This is a genomic window from Pseudomonas cannabina, from assembly GCF_900100365.1.
Lineage (GTDB): Bacteria > Pseudomonadota > Gammaproteobacteria > Pseudomonadales > Pseudomonadaceae > Aquipseudomonas > Aquipseudomonas cannabina.
Genome location: NZ_FNKU01000001.1, coordinates 3725641 through 3746486, shown reverse-complemented (window position 1 = coordinate 3746486; position 20846 = coordinate 3725641). Strand labels below are relative to the sequence as shown.

20 protein-coding genes and 2 pseudogenes are annotated in these 20846 nt (G+C 59.1%); 11 read left to right on the top strand and 11 right to left on the bottom strand.

The annotated features are described in order from the left end of the window. Positions 1–48 precede the first annotated feature (48 nt). Together BLT55_RS17610 and BLT55_RS17605 are read left to right on the top strand one after the other, a co-directional pair. A complete protein-coding gene (locus BLT55_RS17610; RefSeq protein ID WP_223862754.1) occupies positions 49–1257 on the top strand; it encodes an ATP-grasp domain-containing protein in 1209 nt (402 codons plus the stop codon). A 3-nt stretch (positions 1258–1260) separates the two neighbouring features. Further along, a complete protein-coding gene (locus BLT55_RS17605) occupies positions 1261–2256 on the top strand; it encodes a DMT family transporter (RefSeq protein WP_223862755.1) in 996 nt (331 codons plus the stop codon). 156 nt (positions 2257–2412) lie between these two features. On the opposite strand, the gene BLT55_RS17600 is transcribed toward BLT55_RS17605, so the two are convergent. The 3 genes from BLT55_RS17600 to BLT55_RS17590 all read right to left on the bottom strand — a co-directional run bounded on the left by BLT55_RS17600 (position 2413) and on the right by BLT55_RS17590 (position 4319). Then, the gene (locus BLT55_RS17600; RefSeq protein WP_042914133.1) at positions 2413–2670 is read right to left on the bottom strand and encodes a hypothetical protein; all 258 of its coding nucleotides are present in this window, start codon (positions 2668–2670) and stop codon (positions 2413–2415) included. Positions 2671–2920: 250 nt separating this feature from the next. Continuing rightward, complete coding sequence (locus BLT55_RS17595; protein ID WP_054999826.1) at positions 2921–3277, bottom strand: MmcQ/YjbR family DNA-binding protein; 357 nt, start codon at positions 3275–3277, stop codon at positions 2921–2923. 172 nt (positions 3278–3449) lie between these two features. Continuing rightward, positions 3450–4319 carry an NmrA/HSCARG family protein gene (locus tag BLT55_RS17590; protein WP_054999827.1) on the bottom strand — a complete coding sequence of 290 codons (870 nt, stop codon included), beginning with the start codon at positions 4317–4319 and terminating at the stop codon, positions 3450–3452. Positions 4320–4487: 168 nt separating this feature from the next. Here BLT55_RS17590 and BLT55_RS17585 point away from each other — a divergent pair, with 168 nt between their 5' ends. After that, the gene (locus BLT55_RS17585) at positions 4488–5363 is read left to right on the top strand and encodes a LysR family transcriptional regulator (protein WP_054999828.1); all 876 of its coding nucleotides are present in this window, start codon (positions 4488–4490) and stop codon (positions 5361–5363) included. 64 nt (positions 5364–5427) lie between these two features. On the opposite strand, the pseudogene BLT55_RS17580 reads toward BLT55_RS17585, so the two are convergent. Then, a pseudogene (locus BLT55_RS17580) lies at positions 5428–6567 on the bottom strand (endonuclease/exonuclease/phosphatase family protein). Positions 6568–6606: 39 nt separating this feature from the next. Further along, positions 6607–7269, bottom strand: a complete 663-nt coding sequence (locus BLT55_RS17575) for a YciC family protein (RefSeq protein ID WP_054999830.1) — start codon at positions 7267–7269, stop codon at positions 6607–6609. Positions 7270–7468: 199 nt separating this feature from the next. Here BLT55_RS17575 and BLT55_RS17570 point away from each other — a divergent pair, with 199 nt between their 5' ends. The 3 genes from BLT55_RS17570 (at position 7469) to BLT55_RS17555 (ending at position 9512) form a co-directional block, all read left to right on the top strand. Continuing rightward, positions 7469–8164 (top strand): DUF2076 domain-containing protein, encoded by a 696-nt coding sequence (locus BLT55_RS17570; protein ID WP_054999831.1) that lies wholly within the window; start codon positions 7469–7471, stop codon positions 8162–8164. 238 nt (positions 8165–8402) lie between these two features. Beyond that, positions 8403–8879: an NYN domain-containing protein gene (locus tag BLT55_RS17560; RefSeq protein WP_003313837.1), complete on the top strand. Its 477-nt coding sequence runs from the start codon at positions 8403–8405 to the stop codon at positions 8877–8879. 21 nt (positions 8880–8900) lie between these two features. Beyond that, positions 8901–9512: a 3'-5' exonuclease gene (locus BLT55_RS17555; RefSeq protein WP_007252497.1), complete on the top strand. Its 612-nt coding sequence runs from the start codon at positions 8901–8903 to the stop codon at positions 9510–9512. Here the strand turns inward: BLT55_RS17555 and BLT55_RS17550 are convergent. Further along, positions 9490–9975 (bottom strand): Lrp/AsnC family transcriptional regulator, encoded by a 486-nt coding sequence (locus tag BLT55_RS17550; protein WP_007252496.1) that lies wholly within the window; start codon positions 9973–9975, stop codon positions 9490–9492. The two genes, BLT55_RS17555 and BLT55_RS17550, sit on opposite strands and share 23 nt — an antisense overlap. Before the next feature lie 167 nt (positions 9976–10142). On the opposite strand from BLT55_RS17550, the gene yedA reads away from it, so the two are divergent. Together yedA and rhlE1 are read left to right on the top strand one after the other, a co-directional pair. Further along, entirely contained in the window at positions 10143–11057 is a 915-nt protein-coding gene (gene yedA, locus BLT55_RS17545) for a drug/metabolite exporter YedA (RefSeq protein WP_007252495.1), read from the top strand. A gap of 61 nt (positions 11058–11118) precedes the next feature. Next, entirely contained in the window at positions 11119–12447 is a 1329-nt protein-coding gene (rhlE1, locus tag BLT55_RS17540) for an RNA helicase RhlE1 (RefSeq protein ID WP_054999832.1), read from the top strand. A 161-nt stretch (positions 12448–12608) separates the two neighbouring features. Here rhlE1 and BLT55_RS17535 read toward each other — a convergent pair whose 3' ends face one another. Both BLT55_RS17535 and BLT55_RS17530 read right to left on the bottom strand, forming a co-directional pair. After that, positions 12609–13862, bottom strand: a complete 1254-nt coding sequence (locus BLT55_RS17535; protein ID WP_174518612.1) for a TIGR03862 family flavoprotein — start codon at positions 13860–13862, stop codon at positions 12609–12611. A gap of 81 nt (positions 13863–13943) precedes the next feature. Further along, positions 13944–14861, bottom strand: a complete 918-nt coding sequence (locus tag BLT55_RS17530; protein WP_054999834.1) for a histone deacetylase family protein — start codon at positions 14859–14861, stop codon at positions 13944–13946. Between the two features lie 129 nt (positions 14862–14990). On the opposite strand from BLT55_RS17530, the gene BLT55_RS17525 reads away from it, so the two are divergent. From BLT55_RS17525 to BLT55_RS17515, 3 genes are all read left to right on the top strand, one after another. Then, positions 14991–15563, top strand: coding sequence for a GNAT family N-acetyltransferase (locus tag BLT55_RS17525; protein WP_054999835.1), 573 nt, complete (start codon positions 14991–14993; stop codon positions 15561–15563). 134 nt (positions 15564–15697) lie between these two features. Next, a complete protein-coding gene (gene tesB, locus BLT55_RS17520) occupies positions 15698–16567 on the top strand; it encodes an acyl-CoA thioesterase II (RefSeq protein WP_007252490.1) in 870 nt (289 codons plus the stop codon). Continuing rightward, positions 16564–17154 carry an HAD family hydrolase gene (locus BLT55_RS17515; RefSeq protein ID WP_054999836.1) on the top strand — a complete coding sequence of 197 codons (591 nt, stop codon included), beginning with the start codon at positions 16564–16566 and terminating at the stop codon, positions 17152–17154. Before tesB ends, BLT55_RS17515 begins: the two co-directional genes overlap by 4 nt. A 141-nt stretch (positions 17155–17295) precedes the next feature. Here the strand turns inward: BLT55_RS17515 and BLT55_RS17510 are convergent, their stop codons facing one another. From BLT55_RS17510 to BLT55_RS17500, 3 genes and pseudogenes are all read right to left on the bottom strand, one after another. Continuing rightward, positions 17296–18285, bottom strand: coding sequence for a hypothetical protein (locus tag BLT55_RS17510; RefSeq protein WP_054999837.1), 990 nt, complete (start codon positions 18283–18285; stop codon positions 17296–17298). Between the two features lie 4 nt (positions 18286–18289). Further along, entirely contained in the window at positions 18290–19180 is an 891-nt protein-coding gene (gene ypfJ, locus BLT55_RS17505) for a KPN_02809 family neutral zinc metallopeptidase (RefSeq protein ID WP_054999838.1), read from the bottom strand. 165 nt (positions 19181–19345) lie between these two features. After that, positions 19346–20656, bottom strand: a pseudogene (locus BLT55_RS17500) (MFS transporter). Positions 20657–20846 lie beyond the last annotated feature (190 nt).

Below are 20846 nucleotides of genomic sequence, written 5' to 3'. Positions count from 1 at the left end.
AATTGTTTTCCTGACCCCCACTACCTGAACTTCGCCAGTGTCACGGCCTTGAAAACGCTGCATGACACGTGCAGAACGGTACTGGTCGCCGATCGTGCGGATGTCTTGCTCGACAAGATCGAGTCGCATATGTCGGTGGTTATTCGTGCCGACGGCGATCCGCATCGCAACATTCGTACACTGCTGGACCATGAACAGTGCCGTCTTGTTGTCAGTGACGAGTTGCGCAGGCTCGGGGGAGATTCGTCGGCGATCAGGATTTTCTGCCAGGAAGAATGCCATGTCGAGTTGGCTGCGCTGCTCAGAGAAGAGTTCGGTATTGAAGGCGACACTCTGGACGTCGTATCAAACTTCCGTGACAAAGTACGTATGAAAGGTGCGGTCAGCAGCAAAGGCATTCGTATCCCGGCGTTTGCAAAGCTGGACCAGGCACGTCTGACGCAAGATCCCGATGGCTATTACACCGAGCTGTGTGCTGCTTTCGGGTTGCCACTGGTGATCAAACCTGTGAACTCTGCCGGCAGCTTTGAAGTTTCCATCGTTCACGACAAATCCGGTTTTCTGGCGACTCGCGACCAGATAACGGCTTCGCTGTTTCACTTTGAATACGAGGTCGACGAGTTCATCAATGGGCAGATGTTCCAGTGCGATTCGTTCGTTGTAGACGGCGAAGTCAGGTACTGCGGCGTGCTTGAACTGGGCTGCACCAACTTTGACTTTGTTCAGGGTAAACCGCTGAGCGTCATTCCTGTACTCGACCCGGCGCTGAAGTCCCGTCTGGAGGCATTCAACCGGGATGTGATTGCGTCGTTGAATTTTCGTAACGGCTCGACGCATCACGAAGTCTTTGTCGATCATGAGAGTGGCGAACCTGTTTTTCTTGAAATAGCCGCGCGAGTTCCGGGTGGTATCGGTGTGCCTTACCACGAGAAAAACAGTGACATCAATCTGATCGACGCCAACCTTTACCTGACGGCAGGCTCTGAAAAACTGAACACCATCCAGCCGCATTCGAAAAACAATGTCGTGTCCGCATTGTTGCCTTTGCGCAAGGGCAAGATAAGCCATTTGAACAATCCGCCGATTTCCAGTGAATTCGTCATTGAGTGGAAAGTGTCTCCCGGCATGGTGGTTGATTCGAAATCACTGGCGGATAACGCGGGAATTCTGACGTTCTATAACCTTGATCCCAAGTCTCTACGTGCGGATTTCGATGCGCTTCAGGGTTATCAGCCCACCCAGGTCGAAGCACTTTAAGGGTTGGATGAACAACGTGTTGACTACCAGAATCGCGCACCGGGAGGGATCATGAACGCAGGGTATCTTGGGGCTTTCAGCATGGCGGTGTACTGCCTGTCGACTGCCCTTTCAGCAGTGTGGGTAATGTTTGCGTTCTCTCGCATCAGCGGTGCGACACTGACATTCATCACTTTTCTGATGGCATGGGCGACGTTCTATATCGTTCATTTGCTGCGAGGTCATGATCCGCTTCGTCTTCTGCGAGAGAAATGGCGTGCGGTGGTATTGATCAATGTCCTGACGCTGTTCAGCTGGTGGTTCATGTTCATGGCCCTTCAACGAATAGAAGCTTCCGTCGAGTCGGCGATTTATCAAGGGTGGATGCCGTTGGTTGTATTGATCTGCGAAGCCATCGCCTTGAAGACGCCGATCAGTCGTTTCCGCTGGATAGGCGCGCTGTTGATACTTGCCTCACTTTTGGGGCTGGTGATCGTTCGCGTGCTTCTAGGGGCGACTGCGATGGTCAGCGTCGAACGTCTGTATGAGGGCATTGCGCTGGCAACAGTGGCAGGGATTACCGGTGGTGTTTATGTGTATTGTTCGGGACGTCTTAACCTTGGCAAGCAGTACAGCGCCATGGATATCCTCTGTACGCGGTTTTTTCTGCTGATGCTCGTTACCGGATGGGTCGGCAGGGAAGGGCTTGTCCAACTGTTTACGCTTGATACACAGATGTTGTTCCAGTTAGTCGGACTGGCCGTCGTTTCGGTATTGATCCCGGTGTTCAGCCTTCAGTATTCAATCCAGCAACTGGGAGGAGGGCGAGTCTCGATTCTGACGCCTTGCGTGCCTGTCATTGCACTCGCCGCCGAGTTCATGTTGTCCGCCTGGCACACGTTCTGGGTTCCATTTCTGGTGACCGCGGTCTGCGTCGCGGTGTTTTTGTCAAACGTCTGGTTCACACGCGTCAGCCGCACACCGAGCGTTGTGGCACCTTTGGCAGTGGCTCCGAAGTAACGTTGAAACTTCAGGTGTTCAGGGTGCCGCTCAAGTCAGCATTGGCAATAGCAAACGCATGATGTTGGATATCTATGGCAACAGACCCGGGGCAACAGACTCGGGGCAACAGACCCGGAAGACGCCAGGGCGTAACGCCCTGGCAGGCAGCAGACATCACTTTTTCTTTTTCGCCGGCTTTTCTGCTTTCTCTACCTTGTCTGACTTCTTGGCCTTTTCTGGCTTGCTGTCAGCTTTTTTTGCAGTTTTCTTTGGCTCAGCATCTTTTTTCTTGTCTTTCTTTTCGGAGGATTTAGAAAGCGTCGAGGCTGCTGCTGATTTCTTTTCCGGGGAGGCCTTTTTGTCTTTCAAGTCCTTGCTGGCTTTCGAGGCTTCACCTTTGCTTTTCTTTTCGTCTTTAGCCACGTTCATCACCCTTTGAAGTATGCCGATATTGGCACGCAGCCTATGGAAGTATCCGCAGGCTAATCATTAGGCGAGCGCGTCCAGAAACGGTTCAAACTGTTTTGTCACATTGGCTGCGCGAGGACGACATTCAGATGGTTGGCGCCTGGTCAGCTCACCAAGGTATTCAAGGCCGACTAATCTGGACAGATTTCCGAGCCAATGATCATACCGTCAGCGCTACGCGTCCGGGCATACGCCTGTATTGCCCGGCTTCCTGCTATCTGGTCAGATCATGGCTATCCTGAATAAGCTCATGTATATGTTTGGCTGGCACCGAGCCGTCCAGCGCTACGCTGATCCAGTGCTCTTTGTTCATGTGATAGCCAGGGTAAATTCCTTCCATTTGACGCAGTGAGCCGGCTTTTTCCGGACGACATTTCACATCCAGAATATCAAGCTCTCCCTCGCCTTTGAGCCCGAGTTTTTCTTTCGGGACGTTCATCACTATTCCAAACCACTTCTCGGAGCCAGCATGCCGAAGAACGGCATAATCCGGAAATTTACTCCAAGGGAAATCGGGCCGAGTATCGAGCGTTTTGGCGACATGATTCAATAAGGATTGTCTGGAGGTCACACGCTTCTCCTGTGATGGGGGTGAGTCGACCGCTGGCGAGATTACTCCTGCCACGGAAATTGTGACAAGGCCAGGTACGCTAAATTCCTGGCAGGGGACAAGGCTTCGCTTATTACCGTTGGCGTGTGCAGTGCACTAACGGAGTCGACTCCACCCTGTCTGGCTTGCCCGTTCAAACGTTGGCGACTGCCTCGTGCACAAATGCTTCGTAAGTGCGCAGCGGGTGTCCGATGAGGGTCTGGAGCTTTTCGACGGTTCCGTCAACTGACTGCATGCCAAAGGTCTGGATGCCCGCCATCATCAAGCGCATGTCATAAGCCAGCCAATTGGGGGCGTATGAGGCCAGTTGCGCTTCGAAAGCGGCGACATCATCACCCCCGTAAGCGACCTCGCGACCCAGAGCCGAACTCCAGACCCTGGCTACCGATGCACCGGTAAGCGCCTGCGGCCCCACCAACTCCAGCGTCACGCGGTCCAGTGCAGACGATGCCTTGTCACGTCGCAGTAACTCTGCAACGGCGACATCTGCGATATCGCGTGTATCAATCATCGAAACGCCGACCGAACCGATCGGCATCGGGTATACCGAGTAGTTCTGAATGGTCTGTTGGACCATGCGGTCGTTCTGCATGAAGTAAGCGGGACGCAGAATCGTTGCCGGAATATCGAGACGCTCGATCATGCGCTCGACCGCGTACTTGCCGGTGAAGTGCGGGACGTTGGTGAACGTATCGGCATGAATCACCGACAGGTAAACGATCTGCTCAATGCCCGCTTCGCGAGCGAGGTTAAGCGTGATGAGCGCCTGGGTCACTTCGTCAGGCGTTACTGCGTTGAGCAGGAACAACGTGCGCACCGACGACAAGGCAACGCGCATCGACGCTACATCGGTCAGGTCGCCAACGATTTCAGTGACACCCGCAGGGAATTCACGTTTACCGGCCTGGCGTACCAGGGCTTTGACTTCGGCACCTGCGTCAGCAAGGCGTTGGGTGACGAGGGCGCCAATAGTGCCCGTGGCACCAATAACAAGAATGCTCATAGTTGAAACTCCGGTATGAAAGAGTGAGGGAGCAGCGAATAACGGCCGCAACAATCTGGTCCGTCTATAAAACGGTGTGAGTGCGTTCCGCTGAAGAGAAAGTATTCCGTTGCACTAATAAAACGAAGACCACAAAATTCAGACACCTCGTTTCATAAATGGAACACCATGAACCTCAACGCGCTGATCGACTTCATGCTTGTCGCAACCAACGAGGGGCTTGGAAAGGCGAGCCGTGCGAGCGGTATTTCCAAAGCCACGTTGTCGCGCCGCATCGCCGACCTTGAAAATCAACTGGGCGTCAGGCTGATCGAGCGCAGCGCTCGCGGGCTGAAACTCACCGAAGCCGGCGAGTTGCTGGTGTCACGCGCGGAAGGCCCTCTGAGCGAGGTGGCTGACGCAATGGTCGCGGCGAGGGAGGGTGTTCTGACGCCGCGTGGACGTCTGCGTGTCGCCGCCCCCATTTTGTTTTCTCAGCTTGCGATGGGCCGCATCGGCGCTGATTTTTGTGCGGCCTACCCTGAAGTCGTGATCGAAGTCGTAGCGGAAGACCGTATGGTGGACCTTGTTGAAGAGCAATTTGACGTCGCCATTCGGATCAACCCGAGTCAGGACAGCAATCTGGTCGGGCGCTGCTTCGCAAAGGACCGGATGGTGGTGGTCGCCGCGCCTGAGGTGATCAAGCCGTCGCCGTGCTCGATCCGGTCAGTCCCCGGCATCGTCACGTCGAGTTTCCAGCCTGTTTACTGGACGCTTGATGACGGGGCGCTGGTTCTGGAGCCTCTCCCGAAGCTGCAGTTCCCTTCGTTGCTGATGGTCCGCGACGCTGCCATCGCCGGGGGTGGTGCCGCTCTCATTCCACAGTCCATTGCATGGAAACAGCTTGCCCAGGGTGAGCTGGTTCAGTGGGGCACGGTGTTGGGTGTCGAGCCGGCGCTCTGGGTCCTGCACACGTCCAGGCGCCTGGCGGCTCCAAAGGTCCGTGCGTTTGTCGATTTCATGTGCGCCCGTTACCCGGACCTGTCTCTGGTCCTGGACGGATAGCGGTACTACCGTTCTTCGCAGTTTTTGTATGCATGCTGCAAACGTCGTACTGCCTGTTAACGTTTCAAGGCAAAACCGGCAACAAAAACCGCCCGATCACCGGCAAGTGATCAGATATCAGCAGCGTGTCATCCCTGCGCACTCTTGCGCTGACGCGCTTCAAGGCCGGGCTGTAAAACAGATAATCCACTGTCCTGTCCGGCCCGTTGATGCGGCTGTCGTTGGGAAAGCGGGTCAGCCATTTGCTGCGATCAATGCCGCTGGACTCTGCATTGGAGGGGATCATCGGGTATTTTTCCCACAGCTTGTGCAGCTCGCTGTCGGCTGCATAACCGAGGCGCTGCGGTTCGGGGAGGCGCTGGTACTGGCCCAGCGGCAGCAGGTTGAAGTCGCCGCCGATCAGCCAGGGGGTGCCGCCGCCTTCCAGTTTGTCCAGTAGTGTTTCGGTGGCGGCGATCTGCTTTTGCGCGGCGCCGTCGCGTTTTGTGGTGGTCAGGCTGGTATTGATGACGGCCAGTTTTCCTCCGTCGCGCAGGGGCAGATAGCTGACCAGCAGGGCATTCCGAGGCTGAAACTGACGGCTGACGAGGTTGGCGTCGGGCACCGGCAGTTGCAGGCGTTCGGCGCTGTCGATGTGGAAGCGGCTGAGGGTGGCGAGTTTTCTGCCGACGCTGCCCCAGATATGCGGGTTGGGCACGAATTCCGCTTTCCAGTAGAACGCCTGGGTGCTGCACGGGTAGAGGTCGATCAGGCGCTCCTCGAGCAGCTTCAACTGGTCCTGATAATCAGAGTTTTTGGCACCGTCATCGACGCCTTGAAGCAGCACGATGTCCGGCTGTTCATCGCGGATCACCCGGGCGACTTCATCCAGGTTGTAGGCCAGGTCCTCAGGCGTCGAGCGTTCGTCCGGGCCGCTGCCGTCGGCCATGTCGTACCAGAACACGTAGCGCTTGCCCGCCAGATACTGAATGTTCCAGGTCATGACTTTCAGGGCCTGGCCGGGCACCAGCTTCGGGGCCTGAACCGCCGGGTTACAGGTGGCGGCGAGTAACTCGTGCGCGGGCGGGCGCTAGGTCATCTGGTAAACCAGCACCAGCAACACGACGATCAACAGCAGAAAGGACAAAGTCAGACGTATCAGGACACGGGGCATCGGCTCGACTTGGAGCGCCTGGCGCTCGGTGAGGGATTCGGCGTCGAGCATACCGAATCGGTGCGTCTGACGTCAGCCCTTGCCTATGACTCAGGCCCTGTGCACAGGCTCGCTGACCAGCATGAACAAGCGAAACATCACGATGGTGGTGAACAGTTGCAGAAAGCTGCTGAGGCTGTCGATGGCCACCGAAACCGGCAGGCTCTGTGGTTCGGGAAACACGTACAGGCTGACGCCTTCGAGCAGCCACAGCGGAATGTAGACGCCCAGTACGCAGACCAGAATGCGCGTGAAATGCCCGTTGGTCATCTGCATGCTTTCGCGCATGGCCATGAACGGTGTGAGTTTGCGCAGGACCAGCAAGTATTCGCTGAACGCCAGTTTGACCATCACCCAGAGGCCGGGGACGACGAGCAGCGAGAGACCGAACATGATCAGCAGGGTGCTCATGGCCGAGAGCACCGCGAAAGTTGGCCACAGGAGCAAGGCCATGGCCAGCAGGTCGCGGGTTTGCGCCTCTTCGCCGCGGCTGCGGGCGTCGAGAAACAGGATCAGCGCGGCGGTGTAGATCGGGTAGAAGAACAACCCGATCACCAGGGTGTAGGCCGGTGAGGTTTCGGCGGACATGGCGCTGCTCAAGGCTTGCTTGGCGAGGACTTCGAGAATCACCAGCGGCAGGCACAGCACCAGAATGCCGCCTAGGTGGCGGCGGAAAAAGTAGAGCGAATCCTGGATGACGGTCAACGGGTTCATGTGGATAGATCACAGGCTAAAAGCAGGTCGCCACTTTAGCCCATGACCCTGGCCGAACCAAGCGCAGCGGGCGTGCGGCGGCGCGGCTGGTTATCTTTTTTTTCATGTCATTGAAGCGCGTGGAGGAGGCCCCATTTCCTGAGCATGGTCCTGTCATCGCGGCAGGGAAGAAGTTAAGTGGCAACTCAGTGAGGTGGTCATGAACAGCGAAGAGCAAACCCTGATCGACGGTCTTTTTTCGAAACTGAAAGATGCCGAAGCGGCATCGGCCCCGCGCGATGCGGCGGCCGAGGCGCGTATCAAGGAACATCTGGCTCGCCAGCCCGCCGCGCCGTATTACATGACGCAGGCGATTCTGGTGCAGGAAGCCGCGGTCAATCAGCTGAATCAGCAGGTCAAACAGCGCGACGAGCAGATTCAGCAATTGCAGGCCGAGCTTCAGCAAGCCAAGGGGCAATCCTCATCGGCACCAGCCAGTGGCGGGTTTTTGTCGAATATTTTTGGCGGCAGCACCGCGCGTGCACCTCAATCGCAACCGAGTCAGGCTACCGGCGGCTGGCGTGATGGCGGCGGGTTCAATCCAGCGCCTGCACCCGCAGCGCCACAGGGCGGGTATGCCGCGCCTGCTGCCGGTAGCGGTTTCCTTGGCGGCGCATTGAAGACAGCGGCCGGTGTCGCGGGTGGCGTGCTGTTGGCCGAAGGTATCAGCAGTATGTTCAGCCATCACAGCCAGCCGCAGGAGATTGTCGAAGTCATTCATGACGCGCCGCCCGTGCAGGACACCGGCTCGTTCAATGATCAAGGCAACTGGGGCCAGCCGGATCAGCAGTTCACGGCCGATGACAGCTTCGATGATGGCGGTGACCTGTTTTCGGATGACGATTCGTTCGTTTGAGACGGCGATGATCGTTCCGCTCGCTCCAGTGTGGGAATGCCCTGGGTGACGCTCCGCGTCACAGGTCTGCGCTGCGCCGCATACTTGAGACCGGACGCGGAGCGTCCAGAAATGCATGCGACGCGGAGCGTCGCACGATAGTTGAAGCTCACTTCCTTTCTCAAGCTGGCATACTGGTCGCCGATTCACATTCCGGATCGCTGTAACCAGTGGGCATTGCCCGCCATGAGGAATTGCGGTGAAGAAGATTGCGGTGTTCGCCGACGTGCAGAACCTGTACTACACCGTGCGCCAGGCGCATGGCTGTCATTTCAATTACGCCGCACTGTGGGCGGATATCAGTAAGCGCGGCGAGATTGTTCACGCCTTTGCGTACGCCATCGACCGGGGCGACAGCAAGCAGCAGCAGTTCCAGCAGATCCTGCGCAATCTGGGCTTCACTGTCAGGCTCAAGCCTTACATTCAGCGCAGCGACGGCTCGGCCAAAGGCGACTGGGATGTGGGCATCACCATCGACATCATGGACTTCGCGCCGCAAGTCGACGAAATAGTGCTGGCGTCAGGTGATGGCGACTTCGATATGCTGCTCGAACGCGTGATCAGCAAACACGGCGTCGAAGCGGTGGCCTACGGGGTGCCGGGGCTGACCGCGAACTCGTTGATCCGTGCGGCCAGCCGGTATGTGCCCATCGAAGGCGCGTTGTTGCTGAAATGAATTCATAGGACCAGGCCAGTGTTGGAACGTATTGCAGTCATCGACTTTGAAACCACCGGAATCTCTCCGAACCACAGCTGCCGGGCGACCGAGATTGCGGTGGTGATCATGGAGCAGGGGCGTATCGTCGAGCGCTTTCAAAGCTTGATGAATGCCGGTGTACGAATCCCGGCGTTCATCGAAGGGTTGACCGGGATCAGCAACAACATGATTCGCACCGCGCCCAGTGCCGAGCGGGTGATGGGTGATGTGGCGGACTTCGTCGGCGCGACGCCGCTGGTGGCGCACAATGCCTCGTTCGACCAGAAATTCTGGGATTACGAACTCTCCCGTATCCAGCGCAAACGCGAACAGAGCTTCGCCTGTTCCATGCTGCTGGCCCGCCGCCTGATGCCCGGCGCCCCGAATCACAAGCTCGGCACGCTGACCAGCTATGCGCGCCTGCCCAACACCGGCAAGGCTCACCGGGCCATGGCCGATGCGGAAATGGCCGCCAACCTGACGGCGTACCTGACCAACGAACTGCGCAATACCCACGGTATTGCCGGTATTTCCCACCAGATGCTGTGCTCGCTGCAGAAAGTCCCCGCCGCCAAAATCAGCGAAACCCTCAAGCGTCAGCGCGGTTTTTGATTTCGGGCTTCTCTTGCCTCGTCAGGTAATCGGACGGCAGGCTGCGTTCGACTGCGGTGGAAAGCACGATTGATGTCTTGCTGAAACCGAACTTCGCGATCCGGTTGATCAGGTCCTCCAGATGCGGCATCGAATCAACTGCCGCCCGCATGATCACGCATGGGTCGCCCGTTACCCGGTAGCACTGGATCAGTTCGGGAATCTTCCACAATTCTTTGTACGCCTGCTGATTGCCGTGACTGCCCATGCGCAGTTCGATGATGCACTGGATCGGCAAACCGACTTTCGACAGATCAACCTTGGCTTCGTAGCCAGTGATCACGCCACTGGCTTCCAGCTTGGCGACCCGTTCGGCTACCGCCGGGGCGGACAAGTTGACCTGTTTAGCCAGTTGCGCAAAAGAAGCCCGGCCGTTTTTCAACAGCTCATCGAGCAGAATCCGGTCGTATTTATCCAGTGTCATGGGGTGCCTCTCACAGCGCAGTGAATGATTTTCAAATAAAAGGTCATGGTGCCTGACAAGCATTGATTCAAAAGTTATGGAGCGGATTAAACAGGGTTTTCTGCTTAATATCCGCTTTTGGCCTTCATACAATAGGTCAACCATAATAATGATCCCAGAGCCTGACCATGCCGCAGTCACTTCGTATTTCGCCATTGCTCATCGGTGCCTTTCTGGCGTTGTATCTGATCTGGGGGTCTACCTATCTGGTGATCCGCATTGGCGTTGAGTCATGGCCGCCGTTGATGATGGCTGGCGTGCGTTTCATGATTGCCGGGTGCCTGATGTATGGCTTTTTGCGTTTTCGTGGCGTGCCTGCGCCGACCTGGGCCGAGTGGAAAGCTGCGTTCGTGATCGGTTTCCTGCTGCTGGCGTGCGGCAATGGCGGCGTGACGCTGGCCGAGCATGCGGGTGTCGCTTCGGGCGTTACAGCGTTGGCGGTGGCGACCATGCCGCTGTTTACCTTGCTTTTCGGCCTGTTCTGGGGCAATCGCACCACAAACCTTGAATGGGCGGGGATTGTGCTGGGCCTGATCGGCATCGGCCTGTTGAATCTCGGTTCCAACCTGCAATCCAGCCCCTACGGTGCGGCGTTGGTGATTTTTGCTGCTGCGTCATGGGCGTTCGGCTCGGTCTTGAGCAAGCATATGCCGCTGCCCAAAGGACCGATGGCGAGTGCTGCCGAGATGCTGACTGCCGGGGCGACGCTGCTGATCGGCAGCGCACTCAGTGGCGAGCGCCTGACGCACATGCCGACGGCGGCGGGCTGGGGCGCGCTGCTGTATCTGGTGGTGTTTGGCTCCATCGTCGCGTTCAGTGCTTACATGTACCTGCTAAAGAATGTGCGCCCGGCGGCTGCCACTAGCTATGCCTATGTCAATCCGGCAGTGGCGGTGATGCTGGGGGTGGTGTTTGCGGGCGAGATTATTGGTGTTGAAGAGTGCATGGCGATGGTGGTGATCATCAGCGGTGTGGTGCTGATTGGCCTGCCGCAATGGCGCAGGTCGCCGCCGCGCGAAGCCGGATCGACACGCACACGCTAACCGAGGCGGGCCGGACAGGGTAAACTGCGCGCCTTGCGTGAATTTTTCTTACGGTATCCCCATGACATTCGCCTCTCTCGGCCTGATCGAACCCTTGCTGCGCGCCCTCGAAGCGCTCGGTTACCAGACTCCGACGCCTGTACAGACACAGGCCATTCCTCCGGTACTGGCGGGCCGCGATCTGATGGCTGCGGCCCAGACCGGCACTGGCAAGACCGCCGGTTTTGCCCTGCCGCTGCTGCAACGCCTGACCATGGAAGGCCCCAAGGTTGCACCCAACTCGATTCGTGCGCTGGTGCTGGCACCGACCCGCGAGCTGGCCGATCAGGTTCACGAGAGTATTCGTCAGTACGCCGAGCACCTGCCGCTGAGCACCTATGCCGCTTACGGCGGTGTGAGCATCAACCCGCAGATGATGAAGCTGCGCAAGGGCGTGGACGTGCTGGTCGCGACGCCGGGCCGCCTGCTCGATCTGTACCGCCAGAAAGCGATCAAGTTTTCTCAGTTGCAAACCCTGATTCTCGACGAAGCGGACCGCATGCTCGATCTGGGCTTTGCCGAGGAATTGCGCGGCATCTATGCCGTGCTGCCCAAGCAGCGCCAGACGCTGCTGTTCTCCGCGACCTTCTCCGACGAGATTCGCCTGCTGGCCGCGCAAATGCTCAATGACCCGCTGACCATCGAAGTCAGCCCGCACAATGTCGCGGCGTCTTCGGTGAAGCAATGGGTCGTGACCGTGGACAAGAAGCGCAAGGCGGATCTGTTCATTCATCTGATGAAGAAGCATCGCTGGGGCCAAGTACTGGTATTTGCCAAGACTCGTGTTGGCGTCGATCAACTGGTGGACCGTTTGCAGGGGCTGGGCCTGAACGCCGACGGCATTCATGGCGACAAACCGCAGGCCACCCGTCAGCGCGCGCTGGACCGCTTCAAGAGCAATGAAGTGAAGATTCTGGTTGCCACCGACGTGGCGGCGCGTGGTCTGGATATCGATGACCTGCCGACGGTGGTCAATCTGGATCTGCCGATCGTGGCCGAGGATTACATCCACCGTATCGGCCGGACCGGACGTGCGGGCCTGACCGGCGAGGCTATTTCGCTGGTGTGTGCCGATGAGGTCGAGCTGCTGTCGGCGATTGAAGTACTGACCCGGCAGACCCTGGAGCGCAGGGAAGAACATGATTTCGAGCCGGAGCACCGCGTGCCGAGCACTGATGCCAGCGGCCAGATCCTGAAAAAGCCCAAGAAACCGAAAAAGCCCAAGGTCTCGGGGAGCAAGCGCAATCTGGGTAAATGGGTCGACAGCGGCGAGTCCGAGCCCACGCCGGTGGTCAAGCCGGTGCGCAAAGTGCCAGTCTTCAACACCGGGCCGCGCAAGAAGAAGCCTTGAGACGCATTGCGCATTTTCGGAGAATGTATCGGCCCTTTCGTGGACAAGTCCACTCCCACATCCTCCGGCCAGAATCCAAAGCGGTTTTGGGTATAACGATGAGCGCGGAGCATGTGAACGATTATCAAAGGCACGGGCATGGCCGATAGTGGTCTTGGGCCTCACGCCTCGGCGCGGGCGAGTGAGTTCAGCCACTCAACCATCCCCAACCCCGCTGCGCGGCCACTGGCGAAGCAGGCGGTGAGCAGGTAACCGCCGGTTGGGGCTTCCCAGTCGAGCATTTCGCCTGCGCAGAACACGCCGGGCAATTGCCTGAGCATCAGGCGCTCGTCCATGGCTTCGAAGGTCACGCCGCCCGCAGTGCTGATGGCCTCATCGATGGGGCGCGGTTTGATCAGGGTCAGTGGCAACGCTTTGATGGCTTCGCTCAACGAAAGCGCATCGGCAAATGCTTCACGAGGCGCCAGTTCGCGCAAGAGCGCTGCCTTCGCACCGTCCAGCCCCAATTGGCTGTGCAGGTGTTTGGACATCGAGCGCGAGCCACGTGGTTTGCTCAGGGCTTTCTGTACGTCGCTCAGCGTTTTACCCGGTAGCAGATCAATCTGCACAACGGCCGAGCCATCAAGATTGATCCGTTCACGAATCTGCGCCGACAGTGCATAAACCAGACTGCCCTCCACGCCGGTCTCGGTTAGCACGCATTCGCCAAGGCGCAGCGTCTGGCCGTGCAGGCCCATGGCGATATTCTTCAGTGGCGCGCCGGCAAATTTGGCGCGCAGCACGTCGCTCCAGGCGGTCACTTCAAAACCACAATTGGCGGCCTGTAAGGGGGCAACGTCTATCTGCTTCGCTTGCAGCCACGGCCGCCAGGCCCCATCGGACCCCAGTCGAGCCCAGCTGGCACCGCCCAGCGCCAGCAAGGTCGCTGCGGGGTTGAGCGCCAGTTCGCCGTCGGCGTGGGCGATGCGCAAGCTGCCATCGGCATTCCAGCCGAGCCAGCGATGCCGGGTGTGGACAACCACGCCCGCATCACGCAGCCGCTTGAGCCAGGCGCGCAACAGTGGCGCGGCTTTCATGTCAGTAGGGAACACCCGGCCAGAACTGCCGACAAATGTCGTGATGCCCAGCTCATGAATCCACCGGCACAACGCGTCAGCATCAAACTTTCGCAAGATGGGAGCGATCATCGGCGATCGCTCAGCATAACGCCCAAGAAAAGCAGGGTAGGGCTCGGAGTGGGTAATGTTCATGCCACCAACGCCGGCCAGCAGAAACTTGCGCCCTACCGACGGCATGCCGTCATACAGATCGACCTTGACCCCGGCCTGACTCAGCACTTCTGCCGCCATCAATCCCGCAGGGCCACCTCCGATGACGGCAACGGATTGGCTGGCAGGGGAGGTGAGGTCGGTCATGGTCAGCAACGTATGGATAGCAGAAAGGTGGGGCATTCTACCCGAGGGCCGTTTTCAGGTGTGCACTCAGGTGCAGCGCCGCTACAAGCCCATGTCGTTCCATACCTTCTGCGCACTGTGATGCAGAATTCCGTGGCGTCTGGCCAGCGCCTGACGGTCTTTGCTGTACCCGCCGCCGATCACGCCCATGACCGGAATATCGCGGCCCAGGCAATGACGCAACACCGCTTCGTCGCGATTGGCCACGCCTTGGTCAGACAGTTGCAGATAACCAAGGGCATCGTCCTTGTGCACGTCGACGCCAGCGTCGTACAGCACCAGATCCGGTTTGTAGAACGGCAGCAGGTAATTGAGCAGGTCGTCGACAACGTTGAGGTACCCGACGTCGCCCATGCCCATCGGCAGCGGGATGTCCCAGTCGCTTTGGGCCTTACGGGCCGGGAAGTTCTTTTCACAGTGCAGCGAGACAGTAATCGCATCCTCCGTATCCGCCAGAATGCGCGCCGTACCATCGCCCTGATGGACGTCACAATCGAAGATCAATATTTTATGTACACGGCCGCTTTGCAGCAGGTAATGACTGATCACGGCCAGGTCATTGAAAATGCAGAAACCGGCCGGATAGTCGTAGTGCGCATGATGGGTGCCGCCCGCCAGATGACAGGCCAGGCCGTGCGTCAGGGCCTTTTCGGCGGTCAGCAGCGAGCCGCCTACGGCGCGGACGGTACGTCGCGCGAGCGCTTCGCTCCAGGGCAAGCCGAGGCGGCGCTGGTCTTCGCGTGATAAGTCGCCACTGAGGTAGCGACCTATGTAGGAAGGGTCGTGGGCCAGCGCCAGAATGTCCGTCGGGCATAACTCGGGACGTATTAATTGAACGTCGCGGGTCAGCCCGCTGTCGACCAAGTAGTCACGTAACAGGCGAAACTTGTCCATGGGGAAACGATGGTCCGCTGGAAACGCCGGGCTGTAGTCGTCGTGGTAAATGAGTGGCAGGGACATTGGGCGTCCGTTCGAAGATCGAAGGTCGATAGTGCCAGTTCTGCACGCGGCCGCCCAGTTGTCTGGCAAATAGCTGGCAGCGCTACGCTCACACTGACGTCTGAATAGTCTTGTAACACGGGGAAATCGATGGAACCGATACTCAAGCTTGATAGTGCCCGACTGCTGATGCGGCAGTGGCTTGACGACGACTTGCCCGTGTTCGCCGCCATGTGCACCGACCCGCAGGTCATGCGCTATTTTCCGGCACCCCTGAGCCGTCTGGAAAGCGCGGCCATGATCGGCCGCTTGCGCGGGCACTTCGCTGAACTGGGGTTTGGCTTTTGGGCGCTGGAGCGCAAGGATACGGGCGAGTTCATTGGTTTTACCGGCCTGCACGTGGTGGGTTTCAAGGCGCCTTTCACGCCGGCCATCGAAATCGGCTGGCGACTGGCGCGTGAGCATTGGGGCCTGGGGTTTGCCAGCGAGGCAGCCTGGACCGCGCTGGGCTGTGGTTTCGAGCGTCTGAAGCTGGAAGAGATCGTTTCGTTCACAGCGTTCAACAATCAGCCGTCGCAGAAAGTCATGCAGGCGATTGGTATGCAGCATGACGAGTCCGATAACTTCGAGCATCCCGACCTGCCGGATGGCCACCCGCTCAAACCGCATGTGCTGTACCGGATCAGCCGCGAGCAGTGGCTCAATACGCAGAGCCCTGATTGAATTGCAAACAGGATTAAGCCCGCCATCTTAAATCTGTATCATTCCCTCCACGAGTGCGGGCCTCGGGGCTCGCCACACATCATATCGGCCGCTGCTGTTTGCGGGTTCAGCGCCGACATGCGCGAGGAGTGATGATGAGTCAAGTGCTGGATGATCTGGTTGCGCTGCTGACGCTGGAAGCCATTGAAGAAAACCTGTTTCGCGGCCGCAGTCAGGACCTGGGTTTCCGTCAGCTATTCGGTGGTCAGGTACTGGGCCAGTCGCTGTCCGCTGCCAGCCAGACGGTCGAGGACACCCGACACGTGCACTCGCTGCACGGCTATTTTCTGCGCCCCGGTGATGCGTATCTACCTGTGGTCTACCAGGTTGACCGGGTGCGTGACGGTGGCAGTTTCAGCACCCGTCGCGTGACGGCGATTCAGAAGGGCAAGCCGATATTTACCTGTAGCGCGTCCTTCCAGTACGACGAAGAGGGCTTCGAGCATCAAACCACGATGCCGCAGATTGTCGGGCCTGAGAACCTGCCGTCGGAGCTTGAGCTGCTGACCAGTCGGGCGCACCTGATTCCCGAATCGGCGCACGACAAGTTTCTGCGCCCCAAACCGATTCAATTCCGCCCGGTCACCGCCGACGACCCCTATGACCCCAAACCTGGCGAGCCGGTGAAGTACGTGTGGTTTCGCGCCGATGGCAACTTGCCCGATATACAGGCGCTGCACCGCTACATGCTGGCCTACGCTTCCGACTTCAACCTGCTGACCACCTCGTTGCGGCCGCACGGCAAGACGGTCTGGCAGCGCGACATGCAGGTCGCCAGCCTTGATCATTCGCTGTGGTTCCACAACGATCTGCGCACCGACGACTGGCTGTTGTATGCCATGGACAGTCCATGGGCAGGCAATTCCCGCGGTTTTTCGCGCGGCAGTGTCTTCAACCGCGCCGGGCAACTGGTCGCATCGGTCAGTCAGGAAGGGCTGATTCGTCATCGTAAGGATTGGGCATGACACTCGACAGCATCAGGCACTGGGTATTCGACATGGACGGCACGCTGACCGTCCCGGTCCATGATTTTCCGGCGATCAAGCGAGCGCTGGGTATCCCGCAGGACGACGACATTCTGGGCCATCTTGCCGCCTTGCCTGCGCACGAGTCAGCCGCCAAACACGCCTGGCTGCTGGAGCATGAGCGAGCGCTGGCGTTGGGCTCGCAGCCTGCCGATGGCGCGGTCGAACTGGTTCGAGAGCTGGCAGGGCGTGGTTATCGATTGGGCATACTGACCCGCAACGCCCGCGAACTCGCCTATATCACGCTGGAAGCCATCGGCCTGGCGGAGTGTTTTGCCGCCAAGGATGTGCTGGGCCGTGACGAAGCGACGCCCAAACCCGACCCGGCCGGCTTGTTGAAGCTGGCAAGCGCCTGGGACGTCGAGCCGCAACGAATGGTCATGATCGGTGACTACCTGCACGACCTCAGCTGCGGCCGCGCGGCAGGGGCGAAAACCATCCTCGTCAACCTGCCAGAAAACCCCTGGCCGGAACTGACCGACTGGCATGCCGTGGATTGCACAGCGCTGCGCGGGATGTTGGGCTGATCCAACTTTTGTGCCAATGCCAGTCCCAACTCCCAGCGTTTCCGCTTTTGATTCTGGCCGAGGCCGTGGGAGCGGACCGGGCGACGCTTCGCTTGTTCGCGAAGGGGGCCTACGCGGAGCGTTGGCTCGAAGGTCAACTACTCAAAACGACTTGAATAACACCGCCTGACCTTCAGGCGAGGTAAAGATCCCGTCACCGTTGTGGCCGACTTTCGGCACGATCACCAGGTGCTGGTTCAACCCCTCCGGATGGCGTTTCTGCAGGTAGTTGAAATAATTCTGCCCGCGAATCAGGCGATACGCGCCCTGTGCTTCGGCCGCGCAGGTCTTGTCCAGCGCCGGGTGATTGCGGTCGGTGTCCAGTTCGCCCAGCAGGTAGGTGATGTCACGCTTCAGGTAGTTCTTTTCGATGTCGACCGGCTTTTCCTTGCCCGAGTAGAACGGCATCTTGTTCAGGCCGTATTTCCATTCGTCGAAGTCGGGGCAGCTCTGGGCGGTCACCGGCTCAGGCCGTTCGTCGTCGAAATAGGCATACGACGACGGGTTGGCAATCACGTAACGCAGCTTCACCCCCTCGCGCAGCAGCAGGGCATCTTCCTTGCCGCCGATCATTGCGTAGCGCTGCACCACCTGTGCCCCACCGGAATGCCCGGCAATGACGATTTCTTTCAGGTTAGGGAACAGCTTGCTGTCGCTCAGGCGTTTGAGGATGTGGTCCAGCACCAGAAACGAGCTGACCGGCTTGGGGCCGCTGGCGGTCGCGCCTTCCATCCAGCTGTTCTGACGCCAGCGCAGGATCGACTCCGGCAAATGGTGGGCGACAATGTCTTTCTCATCCAGAAACTGCGGGGCAATCAGCAGGGTCTTGCTGCGCTCTTTGGACTGGTTGGCCGCACGTTCGATGCTGCGCAGGTATGTTTGCGCGTTGCGCAGGCGACCGTGCAGCACGATCACCACACGCTCGATCTTCGGCTTGGGGTGCACCCACTCCTGGCTCAGCCCGAGCGTCGCTTCGGCGCCGTTGATCGCCAGACGATCCGGGCTGATTGAATTCACCGCTTGATCCTCGGCATGCGCCCCGAGGCTCACGAAGGCAGTGCTTAACAACAGGACCAGAAGCGGTTTAATCATGTGCTCAGAGACTCTTGGCGGCGAACGTGTCGCATTGATTGATTTGGCCTTCGGCGAAGCCGGCCTTGAACCAGCGCACGCGCTGTGCAGACGTGCCGTGCGTGAAGGAGTCCGGAGCGACTCGACCACTGCTTTGCTGCTGCAGGCGATCATCGCCGATAGCGTTCGCCGCGTTCAATGCTTCTTCAATATCACCCGGCTCAAGCCAGTTCAAACGATTTTGTGCGTTGTAGGCCCAAACACCCGCAAAGCAGTCGGCCTGCAACTCCTGGCGCACCAGTAAGCCGTTGCTGCCTTCCATTTTCTGCCCGGCCTGACGCGCTTTGTCGACCTTGGCGGAAATGCCCAGCAACGTCTGCACGTGGTGCCCGACTTCGTGCGCAATCACGTAAGCCTGGGCGAAGTCTCCGGCGGCGGAAAAGCGCTGGGACATTTCCCGGAAGAAGTCCATGTCCAGATAAACCCGCTGGTCAGCCGGGCAGTAGAACGGACCGGTTGCCGAGGTGGCACGACCGCAGGCGGAATTCACCTGACCACTGAACAGCACCAGCGTCGGGTCCTTGTACTCACGGCCGCTTTGCGCGAACACTGCGCGCCAGGTGTCTTCGGTGTCGCCCAGAATACTGCGTACAAACTCGGCCTGCTGATCATTGGCAGGCGGCGCTTCGCGCGTTTGCGCGCTGGGTGGCGCGGTTTGCTCGGTGCTCTGGCCGGTCAATTGGCCAAGGATCTGCATCGGGTCCTGGCCGGTCAGCAGGCCGATCGCGACGATGATCACGATACCGCCGATGCCCAGGCCCTTGCCGCCGATGCGCATGCCGCCGCCGCCCCCACCGCTGCCGCCATCGCGAGCATCGACTACGTTGTCGCTACGTCGGCCTTTTTTCCAGAGCATGTCGGATCCCTCTTGGTGTCTTGCAATAAGTATCGCTGCTGATACAGGTCTGGCCAGTGCGGCGATCCGAGCAGCGTTGTGCAGAATGCGACAGTATAGAGGTGTGACGGGCCGTTTGGTTCTGCCCGTATTGCTCTGGTCCGGTTTTCATCCGTCCGGCTTCGATCAGGCCTGTTTCGCGGACTGGGCCGGGGCTTGTCGAGCAGGTCGCGCCGCCTGTTCTTCCTGCGGCGAGGCGTCGGCAAATCGGTCGACCTGGCGCAGCGATTTGAAGCCTGTCATCCACGCGCCAACCACCCCCAGCGTGCAGACGCCGCCAAGGATTGCCGCCGGGATTGCACCGACCAGCGACGCGCTGGTGCCCGCCCGAAATTCGCCCAGTTCGTTGGAGGAGCCGATAAACAGCATGTTCACTGCGTTGACCCGGCCGCGCATGTTGTCCGGGGTCGAAAACTGTACCAGCGCCGAGCGGATGAAAACGCTGACCATGTCTGCTGCGCCTGCGACCAGCAGTGCCAGGCACGACAGCCAGAACAGGCTCGACAAGGCGAACACCAGGTTCGCCACGCCGAACAGGGCCACGGCGAGAAACATGGTCATCCCGACATTGCGCTCCAGCGGACGAATGCTCAGGTAAATGCCGACGCCCAGTTCGCCCAGGCTCATTGACGCGCGCAACATACCCAGCCCTTGCGGTCCGAGGTGCAGCACTTAATGGGCGTAGATCGGCAGCAACGCGACCACGCCGCCCAGCAGCACGGCAAACAGGTCCAGCGAGATGGTGCCTAAAATGATCGGCCGAGAGCGGATGAAGGCGATGCCCGCCGTGAATCGGCCCCAGGCATTCGAACCCGGCTCCACCGGCTTGCCGGCAAACGGCGTTGCGACCGGTGCCAGCAGCAGAATGCCGGCGATGAATGCTGCGACGCACACCGAATACGTCAGTTCTGCGCCGCCCAGCCAATACAGATAACCGCCGATCAACGGGCCGCCGACCGTCGAGCAGCGCATGATGACGCTGTTGGTGGCAATCGCCGAAGGCAGTTGCTCACGCGGGACGATCTGCGGCAGCAGGCTTTGCAGCGCCGGGCCGGTGAAGGCGCGGGCGCAGCCATAGAGCATCAGCGCGCCGTAGATCAGCCGCAAGTCTTGCAGTTCGAGCGCCGAGAAGACCAGCAGAATGACGCCACACACCGCCTGCACGCCCCAACTGAGCATCAGGATGACCTTGCGGTTGTACCGGTCGATCAGGTCCCCGGCAGGCATCAACAGCAGCAACATCGGGATGAACTGAGCAAGCCCCACATAGGCCAGCGCCATCGGCTCGCGGGTCATGTCGTAAACCTGCCAGGCAACCACCACCGCCTGAATCTGCATGGCAAACACCGCCATCAGACGCGACAGGATGAAACTGACGAAACCAGGCTGGCGGGACAGCTTGACCGGGGCAGAAGCAGCGGAGGACTCAGAGCTCAAGATCGGATCCCATCGGACGTGTAAATCGGGTGTCGATTTATACCTCAGTGGATCGATAGGAAGCTAATAAATAAACTGACAGTTTCGCAGGAGGGTACGAACGGTAAGGCTTTCGTTCCGCACGCTTCAGCCCAGAAACCTATCGTTCCTCACGCTCCAGCGTAGGAATGCCTTGGATGACGCTCCGCGT